The sequence below is a fragment of the Streptomyces sp. NPDC104367 genome, assembly GCF_055583825.1.
The window spans coordinates 225,532-240,444 of sequence record NZ_JBVJND010000009.1; the positions used below are offsets into that span (position 1 = coordinate 225,532).

The following is a 14,913-nucleotide window of genomic DNA, read 5'->3' on the forward strand; positions in this document are numbered from 1 at the left end:
CCGCTAGGCGTCCGGTGCGGCCAGCCGTGCCGGGAAACCGCCGGTGGCGACCGGCCCCCACCGCTCCGGGGTCACCCGGATGATCGACTTGCCCTGCTTCACCATCGCCGCCCGGTACTCGTCCCAGTCCGGATGCTCCCCGGAGATGTTCCGGAAGTACTCCACCAGCGGCTCCACCGACTCCGGGGAGTCGATCACCTCCGCACGCCCGTCGATCTGCACCCACGGCCCGTTCCAGTCGTCGCTCAGGACGATCACGCTCACCCGCTCGTCCCGCTTCGCGTTCCGCGTCTTGGCCCGCTCGGGGTAGGTGGAGGCCACGATCCGCCCGGAGTCGTCGACCCCGCAGGTCAGCGGCGACCCCTGCGGGCTCCCGTCGGTGCGGCGGGTGAGCAGGATCGCCCGGTGCCGGGGCCGTACGAAGTCCAGCAGCTCGTCGAGGGAGACGGACGTGTTCGTCGCGATGTTCGGTGCCATGGCGCCAGCCTAGGGCCGGGGAGCCCGGTCGTCCTGTCCCTGCCGTGCCCATGTTCAGGCCTGCGGCAGCGACTCCCCCTGCACCGCCTGGACCTCCAGCTCGATCCTGAGGGTCGTGCCGATCGCGGCGATGCCCGCCTGGACGACCTGGTTGTAGTTCATCGCGAAGTCCTCGCGGTGCAGTTCGGTCGTCGCGCGGAACGCGGCCCGCGTGCCGCCCCACGGGTCGGCGCCGGTGCCGAGGTAGGACAGCGCGAGGTCGACGGGGCGCACGACACCGCGCATCGAGAGCTCGCCGTGCACGGTCCAGCGGTCGGAGCCGGCCACCGTCAGGCCGGTCGAGGTGTAGACGATCTCGGGGTGCCGGTCGACGTCCAGGAAGTCGGCCGAACGCAGATGGGTGTCGCGCACGGCGTTGCCCGTGTCGATGGAGGCGGCCCGGACGACCGCCCGGACACGGGACTTGGCGACGTCGTCCGGGGCGATCTCGATCGAGGCGCCGAAGTCGGTGAAGCGGCCGCGCACGCTGGAGATGCCCAGGTGCTGGGCGACCGCGCCGACCGTCGAGTGCGCCGGGTCCACCGTCCACGGTCCGGGCGGCGGCAGCTCCGTACCGCCCTGCCGCGCCAGCGTGACCGTGCCTACCTCGGCGCGGCCGCTCGCGGTGACGATGGCGCTGGAGGCGGCGGGCGCGTAGCCCACGGCCGTGACGATGACGGTGTACGCCCCCGGTGCCATCGGATTCGGGTCCCGTACCGTGCCCTCGTCGTCGGCCTCGGCGCGCAGCACCTGGCTGCCGGTCATGTCGGTCACCGTGACGACCGCGTGCGACACGGCCCATCCGTCCCGGGTGCGGATCCTCGCGGTCAGTCCCATCCCGTTTCTCCCTGCGAACACTCAGACGCTCGAAAAATTACAGATCGGCCCAGCGGACCGGCCCGTGGCGGGCGCCTCCTCGTGGGCGCGCCCGCCACGGGCCGGAGTACGAACTACTCGCCGGGGTGGGAGAGTTCGATGTCGTGGCCGTCGACACCCGCGCCGGCCACGGTCAGGGCCGTGGCGACCGGCGGGTAGCCCGTCGCGATCACGGTGTAGTCGCCGCCGTCCAGGTCGGCGAAGGCGTACGCGCCGTCCACGCCGGTGGTGGCCGTGCCGACCACGTTGCCGGCCGCGTCCACGAGGGTGACGCGGGCGTCGGCCAGCGGGCCGTGCGGGGCCCGGACGACCCCCTGGAGCTGGGCGCCGGCGTCCAGGTCGACCTCGATCCGGGTGACCCCGGTGATGCCGATCTCGACGGGCAGGGCGCGGGGCCGGTAGCCGGCCGCGTTCACCGCGACGGTCACCACACCGGGCACCAGCTCGCCGAAGACGAACTGGCCCTGCTCACCGGTGGCCGCGGTGGCCAGCAGGTCGCCGCGCACATCGGTGACGATCACCATCGCGTCCTTGACCGGCAGCGCGCTGCCCGCGCCCCGGACCACACCGCTCAGCCCGCTGGTGCCGCTGAGCAGGATGTCGTACGGCAGTGCGTCCTCGCCGACCACGACGGTGGAGGCCTGCGGCTGGTAGCCGTCGGCGGAGGCGATCAGGACGTACGAGCCCGCGCCGGGCGCGTCCAGCCGGTACGCGCCGTCGAAGCCCGCGACCGAGCGGCCCAGCTGGCGGCCGGAGAGCGAGATCAGGGTGACCGCGGCCTGCGCGACCGGGGCGCTCTCGGCGCCGCGCACGAAACCGTGCACCGGGGTGCCGCCGGGGCCCGTGGACTGCTCCGGTACGGCGACGGTGGCGACGGCGGTGAGCTGCCGGGTGGCCTCGGCGCCGGTCTCCGGGGCGCTGTTCACCACCGGGGCGGCCCAGCCGGGGACCTGCCGCTCCTCGGCGAAGGTGTCGGAGGGGACCTCGGCGGCGACGGCGGTGGGGGCCGCCGCGGCGGGGGCGTTCTCCGCGGCCTCCCCCTGCGCGGCCTGGGCGAGGGCGCCGGACGTGCGCAGCGGGACCTCCTTGATGAACAGGCAGAGGATCAGCGCGACCAGGGCGAACGGGGCCGCGTACAGGAAGACGTCCGCGATGCCGTGGCCGTAGGCGCCCTCCAGCCAGGTGCGCACCTTCAGGGGCAGCGCGTCCATGTCGGGCAGGGCGCTGCCGCCGACCGCCTTGGCCGCGGCCGCCTGGGACTTGAGGTCCAGGGAGGTGATGGTGTCCTTGGCGTAGTGGGTGATCCGGGTGGACATCACCGAGCCGAGCACCCCGACGCCGACCGCGCCGCCGAGCGAGCGGAAGAAGCTCACCGTGGAGGAGGCGGCGCCCAGGTCCTTCGGGGCGACCTGGTTCTGGGTGGACAGGACCAGGTTCTGCATCATCATGCCGACGCCGATCCCGAGCAGCGCCATGTAGATGGACAGCTCCCAGTACGGGGTGTCGTAGCGCATCAGGCCGAGCAGGCCGAGGCCCGCGGTCAGCGAGACGGCACCGGCGACCAGCCAGCCCTTCCAGCGGCCGGTGCTGGTGATGAAGCGGCCGGAGACCATGGACGCGACGAACAGACCGCCGATCATCGGGATCGTCATGACACCCGACATCGTCGGGGACTTGTCCCGGGCCAGCTGGAAGTACTGCGAGAAGAAGACCGTGCCCGAGTACATGCCGACGCCGACGAAGAGCGAGGCCGCGGAGGCCAGGGTGATCGTGCGGTTGCGGAACAGGCGCAGCGGGATGATCGGTTCGGTGGCGCGGGTCTCGGTGAAGACGAACAGCAGCGTGAGGACCACGGTGCCGCCGACCATCACGGCGGTCTGCCAGGACAGCCAGTCGTACTTGTCGTCCGCGAAGGTGACCCAGAGCAGCAGCAGCGAGGCGGCCGCGGTGATGAAGAAGGCGCCGGTCCAGTCGACCTTGACCTTCCGCTTGGCGACCGGCAGGTGCAGCGTCTTCTGCAGTACGAACAGCGCGATCAGCGCGAAGGGGATACCGACGAACAGGCAGTAGCGCCAGCCGAGCCAGCTGGTGTCGGTGATGACACCGCCGAGCAGCGGACCGCCGACGGTCGCGACCGCGAACGTCGCGCCGGTGTAGCCGGAGTAACGGCCGCGCTCCCGCGGGGAGATCATCGCGGCCATGATCACCTGGACCAGGGCGGACAGACCGCCGGCGCCGAGGCCCTGCACCACACGGGCGCTGATGAGCATCGCGGGGTTCTGCGCCAGGCCGGCGATGACCGAGCCGATGACGTAGATGACCAGGGATATCTGGACCAGGGCCTTCTTGCTGACCAGGTCGGAGAGCTTGCCCCACAGCGGTACCGAGGCGGTCATGGCGAGCAGCGCCGCCGTCACGACCCAGGTGTACGCGGACTGGCCGCCGCCGAGGTCCTTGATGATCGTCGGCAGCGCGTTGGTGACGATGGTGGACGACAGGATGGCGGCGAACAGGCCCAGCAGCAGGCCGGACAGCGCCTCCATGATCTGCCGGTGCGTCATGGGGGCGTGCTCCTCGGAGCCTCCCCCGTGCTTGGCGTGAGCCCGCACACCGGCTGGTGTGGTCGTTGCCATGGACTTCCTTCTCTTGCGTCTTATGCGGGTGTACGGGTGGTCGGTTCGAGTACGGGGGGTTCGAGTACGGGAGCGGGGGCCCGGGCCGCCGGGGTGGCGGTGAGCGGGGGGTGGGGGGCCGTCGCCCGGCAGTCGCCGAAGCTGGCCCGGAGCCGGGTCATCAGCCGGATCAGCTGGTCGACCTCCTCGTCGCTCCAGTCGCCCAGCCGCTCGGTGAGCAGCGCCGTACTGCGCCGGGAGAGCTCCACGAGGGTCTCCTCGCCGGCGGGGGTGAGGCGCAGGATGCGGGACCGCTTGTCCGCGGGGTCGGGGGACCGCTCGATCCAGCCGCGCTCGGCGACGTGCGCCACGTGCCGGCTGGTCACGGACATGTCCACGGCGAGCAGCTCGGCGAGCTTGCTCATGCGCATGGAGCCGTGGCGGCCGAGCAGCGTCAGCACGGCCGCGGAACCGCCCGGGCAGTCGTGCGGCAGTATCCGCGCGAGATCCCGTTTCACGGCTCCGACGGCGCTGAGCTGACGCGCCAGCTCCTCGAACTGCGCCTGCTCCGCCATCACACCTCCTCGACCGTATTCGTTGCTTGGGGCAACCATAGAACTGCTTGGTTGCCACAGGCAAATAAATTGGCGAGGTAGGGGACAAAAACTTGGCAAAGGCAAGTATTGCGAACGTAAACACGCAGGTGGGGACGGTTCCCCCCGCCGGTGGCCCCCCACTTGGGCCCCACCTCCGGATTCGCTAGTGTCTCGGGCCATGGCTAACACCCAGGGCCCCCAGGGCAACTACGACCCCGCCGGCAGCACCCAGATGTTCCGCGCGTTCGTCGACGAGGACCCGCAGACCCCCCAGCAGACCCCCGCGGCCTCCGGCGGCGGCCCCCGCATCGGCCTGATCCTCGGCGTCGTCGCCGCGGTGATCGTGGTCGCGGCGGTGGCCTGGCTGGCACTCAAGTAGGAGAACGCCGGGCGGTACGGCGAGGAACCCGGGGTGATCCGCCCCGGGCTCTCGTCGTGCCCGTGGGCCGGTTGAGGCGCGCGCGCCTCGGCGGGCCTCCCGGGCACCCTGCCCGCGCCGGTGTCCCCGGTGACGGCGATGGCCGACGCCCGGGGCGCGGTCGCACCCTTCACCTCGCTGCTGACGACGCTGCCCGTGGGCGCCGCCTCCCACGGCTCCCTCCCACGGCCCCTCGCCGGCCCGCCCGCCCAGGTCGGGCGGCGGCCGACCGACCGACCGGGTGAGCACGGGGGACGGCGGCCCGCCCGCACTCGCCGTGCCGATCGACGACAACGCCCGCTACCACCCGGCCACGGCGACGACTGCTGCGGTGCTCGCCCTCGCCCTCGGCCTAGCTCCAGTCGACGGTCTCGACCCGGGTCTCGACGTGCATGCCCAGCGGGACGCGCCAGTCGTCCACGCAGACCGTCCAGGTGCCGTTCCTGTCGGAGCCGGCCGCGATCGGGGTCGGCAGGGTCTCGGTCGAGCGGATCGTGGCCCAGTCGATGCCGAGCAGGCCGATGATGTGCGTGCCGAGCGTGATCTTCCCGGAACGCGCCGCCGTACCGCCCGAGTTGTGGAACGCGACGGTCACCTTCTCGCACCAGCGCTTGTCGGTGGCCTTGCGGGTGGGGGTGCTCCAGGTGAGCGCGGCGGGCGAAGCGGCGGACGGCTGCGGTGAGTTCGGGACCGCGGAACCGGACGCCGGCGGCTGCCCGCCGTCACGCCGGGACGAGGACGGGGCGGGCGAAGCCGAAGTGCCGGACGAAGGGGCCGGGTTGCCGGCCGCGTCGCCACCCGTCGAGGCCGCGTCGCCGCCTTCGGTGGCCGCCCCACCGCCCGCGGAGGCCGTTCCACCCGTCGCCGCGCGCCCCGCTCCGTCGAGCGGCACCAGTGTCACCGAGCCCGTGGGTCCCGTGGACCCCCGTCCGGTCCCGCCCGGCACCGCCCCCACCGCCGTATAGCCGTTTCCCGCCCCCGCCCGCACAGGCCGTCAGAGCCGAGGCCAGGCACGCGACCACAGCCGACGAGGCGACCAGCGCACCCCGCCGACCCCCCACCACCGTCCACGGCACACCGGATCCCGACCCCGACCCGGTCGCCGGCACCCGGCGGACCCGCCGGCCACTCGACGCCGCGCTCGGGCGGGCCGGGGTGGGTGCCGGTGCCGTCGGTGAGGTGCCGGGGCGGGGCTCGGGTGCCGTGCGCGGGCGGGCCGGCCCGGCTGTCGTGATGTTCCGGTGGGGCGGGGCCGGTTCCGGTGTCGCCGTCGGGGCGGCCGGGCCGAGGGCCGGTGCGGGCCGGGGTCTCGCCGGACCGGCCGTCGGCGCCGGCGGCGTGGTGTCGCCGTGGTCGACGGGGGCTCTGCGCGGACGGGGCGGAGCGGCCGCCGGTGGTGCCGGGTGGCGGCCGCTCGGTGTCCTCCGGAGAAGCATCGCGCCAGTGTGGCTGACGCTCCGTCAGTAAGGAAGGGTCAGTCCGAGATCAGGCCCTCGCGGAGCTGGGCCAGGGTCCGGGTCAGCAGACGGGAGACGTGCATCTGGGAGATGCCGACCTCCTCGCCGATCTGGGACTGGGTCATGTTCGCGAAGAAGCGGAGCATGATGATCCGGCGCTCGCGGGGCGGGAGCTTGGCGAGCAGCGGCTTGAGGGACTCGCGGTACTCCACACCCTCCAGGGCCGTGTCCTCGTAGCCGAGGCGGTCCGCCAGGGAGCCCTCTCCGCCGTCGTCCTCGGGGGCCGGGGAGTCGAGGGAGGAGGCGGTGTAGGCGTTGCCGACCGCGAGGCCGTCGACGACGTCCTCCTCGGAGACGCCGAGGACGGCGGCCAGCTCCGGCACCGTCGGGGAGCGGTCCAGCTTCTGGGAGAGCTCGTCACTGGCCTTGGTGAGGGCCAGCCGCAGCTCCTGGAGGCGGCGCGGGACGCGGACCGACCACGACGTGTCGCGGAAGAACCGCTTGATCTCACCGACGACCGTCGGCATCGCGAACGTCGGGAACTCCACGCCGCGTTCGCAGTCGAAGCGGTCGATCGCCTTGATCAGGCCGATGGTGCCGACCTGGACGATGTCCTCCATCGGCTCGTTGCGGCTGCGGAAGCGGGCCGCCGCGTAGCGCACGAGGGGGAGGTTGAGTTCGATCAGGGTGTCCCGGACGTAGGCACGCTCGGGGCTGTCCTCTTCGAGTGCGGCAAGGCGCAGGAACAGGGAGCGGGACAGGGTGCGGGTGTCGAGGTTCTCCGAGACGGCCGGAAGCTCCTGGGCCGGCGGGGCCTCCAGCGCCGGGGCGCCGTCGATGGCGCCATCGATGCTGTCGAGCACGTCGATGGCGTCGAGCTCCTTGGGCGCTGCCTCGCTTTTCGTGGGCGTGAGCACCTTCGAGCTGCCCTGGACTGCGGACATGCCACCCCCTTTGGGTCGCGGGACGGTCGCGGCTGCCCCTCCCCGTCGAGGAACGGCGCCTTCACCTGAATACCGGAGCCTGGGCCCCGGCAAACGCGCTTCCGGAAGAATGTCACATGTCGGCAACACGCTGTAGTGACATGTCGACATGAGAGATGTGAATCCGCCCTGGATGCAAGGGGTCTGACGCTTTTTCGACGCCCAACTGTCGGGAAGTGCGCTGGTGAGCGATTCGCTCGCGCCGGTGATGGCTCGATCCTGTGCGCGGTTATGGCCGTACGGAGCCGCCCCGGGCGGGTCTCGGGCCGGTAACGGTCCCCGGGGCCCGGGGGCTAGGCCTCGATGCGGTTCGCGGAGCGCAGGCGCTGGAAGCTGCGGGCCAGCAGGCGCGAGACGTGCATCTGGGAGACGCCGAGCTCGGCGCTGATCTGCGACTGGGTGAGGTTGCTGTAGTAGCGCAGGAGCAGGATCCGCTGTTCGCGCTCCGGGAGTTGGACGAGGAGGTGGCGGACCAGGTCGCGGTGTTCCACGCCGTCCAGGGCCGGGTCCTCGTAGCCGATGCGGTCCAGCAGGCCGGGCAGCCCGTCGCCCTCCTGAGCGGCCTCCAGGGAGGTCGCGTGGTACGACCGGCCGGCCTCGATGCAGGAGAGCACCTCGTCCTCGCTGATGCGCAGCCGCTCGGCGATCTCGGCGGTGGAGGGGGAGCGGCCGAAGGCGGTGGTCAGGTCCTCGGTCGCGCTGTTCACCTGCACCCACAGCTCGTGCAGCCGGCGCGGGACGTGCACGGTGCGGACGTTGTCCCGGAAGTAGCGCTTGATCTCGCCGACGACGGTCGGCATCGCGAAGGTCGGGAACTGCACGCCCCGGTCCGGGTCGAAGCGGTCGATGGCGTTGATCAGGCCGATGGTGCCGACCTGGACGACGTCCTCCATCGGCTCGTTGCGGGAGCGGAAGCGGGCGGCGGCGTAGCGCACGAGCGGGAGGTTCGCCTCGATGAGCGCCGCGCGCACCCGGTTGTGCTCCGGCGTGCCCGGCTTGAGCTCCTTGAGCTGTCCGAAGAGCACCTGGGTCAGCGCCCGGGTGTCGGCGCCCCGCCGCTTCTCCGGCGCGGGAGCGGGCGCCTGGGCCGGGGTCTGCGCCATCGGCTGGGGTGTGGACTGGGTCATCGGCTGGGGCAGGGGCTGGGCGGGAGGCTGGGCTGGGGCGGGCGCCTCTTCCTGGGGCGGCGCAGAACTGGCCGACACGGTCAACGCCACCTCTTCATCGGTCAATCATCCGTCAAAAGCGGTCATAGCATCACAAGACATGTGCACTGTGTGCAAGCACCCCATAGCGCCGTGTTGAGGGTGAGTTGGGGCAAGTTGGTGCATAAGACGAACGAAAGCCCCCCGCCGTTCCCGGCGGGGGGCTTCGATCCGAAACGGGCGGGCCGCTCAGAACTCGTAGTCGGCGATCACCCACGTGGCGAACTCCCGCCACTGCGCGGCGGCCGCCTGGTGGTCCGGGTGCTCCAGGTAGCTCTTGAGCGCGTCCCGGTCCTCGACCGCCGAGTTGATCGCGAAGTCGTACGCGATGGGCCGTTCGGTGATGTTCCAGCCGCATTCCCAGAAGCGCAGCTCCGCGATCTTGTCGCCGAGCGAGAAGAAGGCCTCGGCGCCGGTGACGGCACGCGGATCGTCGCGCTCGACGCCGTCGTTGAGCTTGAAGAGGACCAGGTGGCGGATCATGGGGGCTCCCGGGGGGTGGTGCGCTACTTGGCTCCGTTCACGATCCAGGTCATGAACTCGCCGATGGCCTTGGCCGCGTCCGATATGCCCTCGAACCCTATCTGGACGTAGTCGGCCGCCTTGGCCGGGTCCGTGATGATCACGTACAGCGCGAAGACCACGAGCACGTAGACGGCGATCTTCTTGGCGTTCACCGCCACCTGGCATCTCCCCTGTCCGCACGCCTGCTTGCCGGGCGCGAGTGTAACCCTCCGATCGTTTTGTATGACCAACGGCGCGGTGGGTGCCGGAATTGTTTTCCGAAGCGTGAACCGATCGCGGGGGCCCGTCCGATGAGGGGACGAGAGACCGGGAGAACCGGCCGGGGCCCGTCGGGGCGGCCGGCGTCGAGGGGGAGAGCGCACATGCTGATGACGGCGATGGCCTTCGGGCTCGTCACCCTGCTGATCGTGTTCGTCGTGGCGGCGCTGCTCGACTGCGTCCGCACGCCCGCGTGGCAGGTCCGCTGGGTCCCGAAGTGGCTCTGGCTGCTGTTCCTGTTCCACGCGCCGGTCTTCGGCGCCCTGGTCTGGAACTACGCGGGCAAGCACCCGGTCACCGGGGACACGGCGAAGGGCCCGGCCTAGAAGACCGAGCCCTTCGTCTCAGAGCGGTAGCGGAGGGATTTGAACCCTCGGTGACTTGCGCCACACTCGCTTTCGAGGCGAGCTCCTTCGGCCGCTCGGACACGCTACCGAGAGAGACCCTACAGCACGGGAGGCCGTGCCCTGAAATCGGTATCCGGAGGCCCACGGTCCGTCAGCGGGCGCGGAAGAAGTCCGTGAGCAGACGGGCGGACTCCGCGGCCAGGACGCCCTCGACGACCTCGGGGCGGTGGTTCAGGCGCCGGTCCCGTACGACGTCCCAGAGGGACCCCGCGGCACCGGCCTTGTCGTCGCGGGCGCCGTAGACGACCCGGTCCACCCGGGCCTGCACCAAGGCGCCCGCGCACATCGTGCAGGGCTCCAGGGTGACCACGAGCGTGCAGCCGGTGAGCCGCCACTCGCCGAGCCGCGCGGCGGCCCGGCGCAGCGCCAGGACCTCGGCGTGCGCGGTGGGGTCGCCGGTCGCCTCGCGTTCGTTGTGGCCGGCCGCGAGGACCGTCGTACCGTCCGTGGACAGTACGACGGCGCCGACGGGGACGTCGCCGCCCCGCACGGCCTGGCCGGCCTCGTCCAGGGCGAGCCGCATCGCGGCCCGCCAGCGGTCGCGTACCGGGTCGGGGGACCCGGCTGCCTCGTGGAGGCTCAGCGGACGGTCTCCAGGACGTCGGAGGCGCCCAGGGCGTCGGCGATCTCGCCGAGCGCGTCGTCGTCGAGCGAGAGCAGCTCCTTGGCCGTCACACCCAGGTCGTCGAGGATCCCGCTGTCCCCGACCGGGCCGGAGGGCACGGCGGAGCCGTCCGGGTCGTCGTCATCCTCCGTCTCCGGTTCACCGTCCTCGGTGCCGTCGAGGTCGAGGGAGTCCAGGTCGTCGGTGTCGTCGTCGGGCTCCCTTCCGAGCATTTCGTCGGTGAGCAGGAGCTCGCCGTACGAGCTGCGGGCGGCGGCGGCTGCGTTGGAGACGAAGACCCTGGGGTCCTCCTCGCCGTCCACGCGCACGACGCCGAACCAAGCGTCTTCCTGCTCGATGAAGACGAGCACCGTGTCGTCGGCGTCCGAGGCCGATTCCCGGGCCAGGTCGGCCAGGTCCGACAGGGTCTCCACATCGTCGAGCTCTGTGTCGCTCGCTTCCCACCCGTCTTCGGTGCGCGCGAGCAGTGCGGCGAAGTACACCGTGACTCTCCCACTGGTCTTAGGCGTGCCGGTTGGGGGTCCCCCCGGCGGAGGTTCTGGGCGGGGAGAGCTGTGCTCCGAGCCCCGCCCACTCGGAATCGTGGCAGAAACAAGGCGTTCAGGGGACGTCTTCGGCTCCCTGTGTCTGGCAGTTTTGATCGCACGTATGCAAAGAGGCGTTCATGTGTCCGGGTACGGACTCACCAGCGCACTCGTTGCCGCCACCAGCGGATCGTACGCGGGTTTTCCCGCGGCCCGCGCACGGACTTCCCCGTCGCGGACCGCAACACGTCACCTGCAGTGGATCTTTGCCGAAGGATCGGCTTTACGACGCTTACCGTCGTCCTTCCCCCGGACGGGCGGTTTGGTGCCAGCGCGAGCCGTGCGCGGACGCGGTTACTGTTGTCGGCATGCGTCTCCACGTCGTCGACCACCCCCTGGTCGCCCACAAGCTCACCACGCTGCGCGACCGGCGCACCGACTCCGCGACGTTCCGTCGGCTCGCCGACGAACTGGTCACCCTGCTCGCCTACGAGGCGACACGTGACGTGCGGACCGAGGCCGTCGACATCCAGACCCCGGTGGCCGGCACGACCGGCGTCAAGCTCGCCCGGCCGCGCCCGCTGGTGGTGCCGATCCTGCGGGCCGGGCTCGGCATGCTGGACGGCATGGTGCGGCTGCTGCCGACCGCCGAGGTGGGCTTCCTCGGCATGATCCGCAACGAGGAGACGCTCCAGGCGTCCACGTACGCCTCGCGGATGCCGGAGGACCTCTCCGGGCGGCAGGTGTACGTCCTCGACCCGATGCTGGCGACCGGCGGCACCCTGGTGGCGGCGATCCGCGAGCTGATCAGGCGCGGCGCGGACGACGTGACCGCGGTGGTCCTGCTCGCCGCGCCCGAGGGCGTCGAGATCATGGAGCGGGAACTGGCGGGCACGCCGGTCACCGTCGTCACGGCGGCCGTCGACGACCACCTCAACGAGCACGGCTACATCGTCCCGGGCCTGGGCGACGCGGGCGACCGCCTGTACGGCGCGGCCGAGTAGGACCGCCGTCCGCACCGGCGCCGCGGGGTGCGGTCCGCACCCCGTGTCCGGCGCCGGCGTTCGGTGCCGGCGTTCGGTGCCCGGCGCCGCGCGGAGCACCGGTCAGCAGTGCTTCCTGGTCGTCGTCGCCGTGGGTTCGGGGCTGGCCAGGGCCGTGATGGCCTTGGCGGCCGTCGCCCGGGGGGTGAGGGTCTTGAAGGTGTCGCCGATGATCAGGTCGACGGCGGCGCCCTTGCGGCCCGCTTCCGTGCGCTGGTCGGCGGCGGTCAGCTGGGTGGCGAGGACCGGCAGCGTGGTCTTCAGGGCGGAGGCCGGGCCGAGCAGTACGGCCGTGCCCTTGACCTTCCGGTCGAACTTCGCCGGCGCGTTGCCGATGTCGCCGATCCTGAAGCCGCGCTTCTTGAGCTCGTCCGCGGTGTCCTTGGCCAGGCCCGTACGGGTCGTGGCGTTGTAGACGTTCACCGTGATCTGCGCGGGCTGCGGCAGCGCCGCCGCGGACGCCCCGGCCGCCGGACTCGGGCTCGCCGCCGCCTTCTTGACGCAGCCGCTCGCGGAACCGGCCGCCGAGGCCGTCCCGCCGCCGCCCGTGAAGACGTCGATGAGCTGCAGGGTGCCCCAGCCGACCAGGCCGAGCGCGGTGACGGAGGCGACCACGGAGAGGGTCAACCGGGCACGCCGCCGGCGCGGGCGCATGCGAGGGTACTTGTCCCCGGTGATCCGGTACTGGCCGCCCATGCCGGGGGGAGTCAGCATGCTCATGAGCGCAGCGTAGTGCGCCCCGGAGGCGTTGACTAATAGATGATCATCCGATGGTGGACGGTCCAACCCGAAAGGGTCAACGGGCGCCGAAACGCCGGGCGGCGAACCGGGGTCAGTCGAGTTCGAGCACGCGTGCGTGCAGCACCTGCCGCTGCTGGAGGGCGGCGCGGACCGCGCGGTGCAGCCCGTCCTCCAGGTACAGGTCGCCCTGCCACTTCACGACGTGCGCGAAGAGGTCGCCGTAGAACGTCGAGTCCTCGGCGAGGAGGGTCTCCAGGTCGAGCTGGCCCTTGGTCGTCACGAGCTGATCGAGGCGGACCGGGCGCGGTGCGACGTCCGCCCACTGCCGGGTGCTCTCCCGGCCGTGGTCGGGGTACGGCCGGCCGTTTCCGATGCGCTTGAAGATCACACGGAAAGCCTACCGGTCCAGACGTTCCGGGCGCAGCCATGGCGTCCGAGTGCGACGCTGGAAAAGACACCGTAAAGGACATCAAACAGGCCAAACGGGAAGCTGGGGGTCCGATGACGAGTGCCGGTGCGGGCGACGAAGCCGACGGCGCGGAGGGCACGGTTCCGGCCGAGGCCGCCGCGATCGCCTCCGGGTACGCCTTCACCGGCCGGGCGCTGGATCTCGGCGCGCTCCTGTGGGACGGGCGCTGCCTTCCCGGGGCGCGGATCCGCATCCCCCTCCCCGTGCTCAACCGGCACGGCCTGGTCGCCGGCGCCACCGGCACCGGAAAGACCAAGACCCTCCAGCTGATGGCCGAACAGCTCTCGGCGCAGGGCGTCCCGGTGTTCCTGGCCGACGTCAAGGGCGACCTGTCCGGCATCGCCAGGCCCGGCCGGGCGGACGATCGGGTCCGCGGCCGGGCGGGCGAGGTGGGGCAGGACTGGACGGCGGCCGGCTTCCCGGCGGAGTTCCTCGCGCTGGGCGGACTGGGCCACGGCGTTCCGGTCCGGGCCACGGTCACCAGCTTCGGGCCGGTGCTGCTGTCGAAGGTGCTCCAGCTCAACCAGACCCAGGAGCAGTCCCTCGGCCTGATCTTCCACTACGCCGACACCAAGGGCCTGGAGCTGTACGACCTCAAGGACCTGCGGGCGGTGGTCGCCTTCCTCACCTCCGACGAGGGCAGGGCCGAACTGCGCGACATCGGCGGCCTGTCGACGGCCACGGCCGGGGTGATCCTGCGCTCCCTGACCGCCTTCGAGGCGCAGGGCATGACCGACTTCTTCGGCGAGCCGGAGTTCGACACGGCCGACCTGCTGCGCACGGCACCGGACGGCCGCGGTGTCGTCTCGGTCCTCGAACTGCCCGCCGTGCAGGACAAGCCCCTGCTGTTCTCCACCTTCCTGATGTGGCTGCTGGCCGACCTCTTCCACGACCTGCCCGAGATCGGCGACGCCGACAAGCCCAAGCTGGTCTTCTTCTTCGACGAGGCGCATCTCCTGTTCACCGGCGCGTCGAAGGCGTTCCTGGAGTCGATCACGCAGACCGTGCGGCTGATTCGCTCGAAAGGGGTCGGCGTCTTCTTCGTCACGCAGACCCCGAAGGACGTGCCCTCCGACGTCCTCGCCCAGCTGGGCAACCGTGTCCAGCACGCGCTCAGGGCGTTCACCCCGGAGGACCAGAAGGCGCTGAAGGCGACCGTGCAGACCTTCCCGAGGTCGCCGTACGACCTGGAGGAACTGCTCACCGGGCTCGGCACCGGCGAGGCCGTGGTCACCGTGCTCAGCGAGAAGGGCGCCCCGACGCCGGTCGCGGCGACCCGGCTGCGGGCACCGGAGTCCCTGATGGGCCCCGTCGACGCGGCGGAACTGGACGCGGCGGTCCGGGACTCCGCGCTCCACGGGCGTTATGCACAGGCTGTGGACCGGGAGTCGGCGTACGAGAAGCTGCGGGCGGCGCAGGCCTCCGCCGCGGAGCCGAAGACCGCGTCCGGGACGGGAGAAACGGCCACGGCGGGAGAGACGGCCGCGGCGGGTGGGAAGGCCGGGACGGGTGGGAAGGCCGGGGCGGAACCCTCTCTGGTCGAACAGGTGGTCGGAAGTGGGGTGTTCAAGTCCCTCGCGCGGTCCGTGGGCACCCAGCTCGGCCGGGAGATCACCCGGTCCCTGTTCGGTACGGCCCGCAGGCGGAGGTGAGCCGGG

17 protein-coding genes and 1 tRNA gene are annotated in these 14,913 nt (G+C 71.7%); 4 read left to right on the plus strand and 14 right to left on the minus strand.

The annotated features are described in order from the left end of the window. Positions 1 to 3: 3 nt before the first annotated feature. The 4 genes from ACZ619_RS16255 to ACZ619_RS16270 form a co-directional block, all read right to left on the minus strand. Positions 4 to 477, minus strand: coding sequence for a PPOX class F420-dependent oxidoreductase (locus tag ACZ619_RS16255; protein ID WP_469599076.1), 474 nt, complete (start codon positions 475 to 477; stop codon positions 4 to 6). 54 nt (positions 478 to 531) lie between these two features. Beyond that, positions 532 to 1,353 (minus strand): YceI family protein, encoded by an 822-nt coding sequence (locus ACZ619_RS16260; protein ID WP_469599078.1) that lies wholly within the window; start codon positions 1,351 to 1,353, stop codon positions 532 to 534. 113 nt (positions 1,354 to 1,466) lie between these two features. After that, the gene (locus ACZ619_RS16265) at positions 1,467 to 3,953 is read right to left on the minus strand and encodes an MFS transporter (protein WP_469599080.1); all 2,487 of its coding nucleotides are present in this window, start codon (positions 3,951 to 3,953) and stop codon (positions 1,467 to 1,469) included. Between the two features lie 92 nt (positions 3,954 to 4,045). After that, a complete protein-coding gene (locus ACZ619_RS16270; RefSeq protein WP_469599082.1) occupies positions 4,046 to 4,579 on the minus strand; it encodes a MarR family winged helix-turn-helix transcriptional regulator in 534 nt (177 codons plus the stop codon). Between the two features lie 199 nt (positions 4,580 to 4,778). On the opposite strand from ACZ619_RS16270, the gene ACZ619_RS16275 reads away from it, so the two are divergent. Continuing rightward, positions 4,779 to 4,979 carry a hypothetical protein gene (locus ACZ619_RS16275; protein WP_469599084.1) on the plus strand — a complete coding sequence of 67 codons (201 nt, stop codon included), beginning with the start codon at positions 4,779 to 4,781 and terminating at the stop codon, positions 4,977 to 4,979. A gap of 391 nt (positions 4,980 to 5,370) precedes the next feature. Here the strand turns inward: ACZ619_RS16275 and ACZ619_RS16280 are convergent, their stop codons facing one another. The 5 genes from ACZ619_RS16280 to ACZ619_RS16300 all read right to left on the minus strand — a co-directional run bounded on the left by ACZ619_RS16280 (position 5,371) and on the right by ACZ619_RS16300 (position 9,346). Further along, on the minus strand, positions 5,371 to 5,919 hold the full coding sequence (locus ACZ619_RS16280) for a hypothetical protein (RefSeq protein WP_469599086.1): 549 nt from the start codon (positions 5,917 to 5,919) through the stop codon (positions 5,371 to 5,373). Positions 5,920 to 6,492: 573 nt separating this feature from the next. Then, a complete protein-coding gene (locus tag ACZ619_RS16285; protein WP_469599088.1) occupies positions 6,493 to 7,419 on the minus strand; it encodes an RNA polymerase sigma factor SigF in 927 nt (308 codons plus the stop codon). Between the two features lie 332 nt (positions 7,420 to 7,751). Continuing rightward, entirely contained in the window at positions 7,752 to 8,663 is a 912-nt protein-coding gene (locus tag ACZ619_RS16290; protein ID WP_469599090.1) for an RNA polymerase sigma factor SigF, read from the minus strand. A gap of 189 nt (positions 8,664 to 8,852) precedes the next feature. Next, entirely contained in the window at positions 8,853 to 9,146 is a 294-nt protein-coding gene (locus ACZ619_RS16295; protein WP_469599091.1) for a Dabb family protein, read from the minus strand. 23 nt (positions 9,147 to 9,169) lie between these two features. Then, complete coding sequence (locus ACZ619_RS16300) at positions 9,170 to 9,346, minus strand: hypothetical protein (protein ID WP_469599093.1); 177 nt, start codon at positions 9,344 to 9,346, stop codon at positions 9,170 to 9,172. Between the two features lie 204 nt (positions 9,347 to 9,550). Between ACZ619_RS16300 and ACZ619_RS16305 the strand changes: the two genes are divergently transcribed. Then, complete coding sequence (locus ACZ619_RS16305; protein ID WP_469599095.1) at positions 9,551 to 9,772, plus strand: PLDc N-terminal domain-containing protein; 222 nt, start codon at positions 9,551 to 9,553, stop codon at positions 9,770 to 9,772. Positions 9,773 to 9,796: 24 nt separating this feature from the next. On the opposite strand, the gene ACZ619_RS16310 is transcribed toward ACZ619_RS16305, so the two are convergent. From ACZ619_RS16310 to ACZ619_RS16320, 3 genes are all read right to left on the minus strand, one after another. Then, positions 9,797 to 9,881, minus strand: a tRNA-Ser gene (locus ACZ619_RS16310). A gap of 63 nt (positions 9,882 to 9,944) precedes the next feature. Next, complete coding sequence (gene tadA / locus ACZ619_RS16315) at positions 9,945 to 10,376, minus strand: tRNA adenosine(34) deaminase TadA (RefSeq protein WP_469599097.1); 432 nt, start codon at positions 10,374 to 10,376, stop codon at positions 9,945 to 9,947. Between the two features lie 56 nt (positions 10,377 to 10,432). Further along, positions 10,433 to 10,960 carry a tRNA adenosine deaminase-associated protein gene (locus tag ACZ619_RS16320; protein WP_469599098.1) on the minus strand — a complete coding sequence of 176 codons (528 nt, stop codon included), beginning with the start codon at positions 10,958 to 10,960 and terminating at the stop codon, positions 10,433 to 10,435. 410 nt (positions 10,961 to 11,370) lie between these two features. Here ACZ619_RS16320 and upp point away from each other — a divergent pair, with 410 nt between their 5' ends. Then, a complete protein-coding gene (gene upp / locus ACZ619_RS16325; RefSeq protein ID WP_469599100.1) occupies positions 11,371 to 12,006 on the plus strand; it encodes a uracil phosphoribosyltransferase in 636 nt (211 codons plus the stop codon). 102 nt (positions 12,007 to 12,108) lie between these two features. On the opposite strand, the gene ACZ619_RS16330 is transcribed toward upp, so the two are convergent. Continuing rightward, positions 12,109 to 12,765, minus strand: coding sequence for a LytR C-terminal domain-containing protein (locus ACZ619_RS16330; protein ID WP_469599102.1), 657 nt, complete (start codon positions 12,763 to 12,765; stop codon positions 12,109 to 12,111). A gap of 112 nt (positions 12,766 to 12,877) precedes the next feature. Next, positions 12,878 to 13,174, minus strand: coding sequence for a type II toxin-antitoxin system VapB family antitoxin (locus ACZ619_RS16335; RefSeq protein WP_003999914.1), 297 nt, complete (start codon positions 13,172 to 13,174; stop codon positions 12,878 to 12,880). 113 nt (positions 13,175 to 13,287) lie between these two features. On the opposite strand from ACZ619_RS16335, the gene ACZ619_RS16340 reads away from it, so the two are divergent. After that, positions 13,288 to 14,907: a helicase HerA-like domain-containing protein gene (locus ACZ619_RS16340; RefSeq protein WP_469599104.1), complete on the plus strand. Its 1,620-nt coding sequence runs from the start codon at positions 13,288 to 13,290 to the stop codon at positions 14,905 to 14,907. Positions 14,908 to 14,913 lie beyond the last annotated feature (6 nt).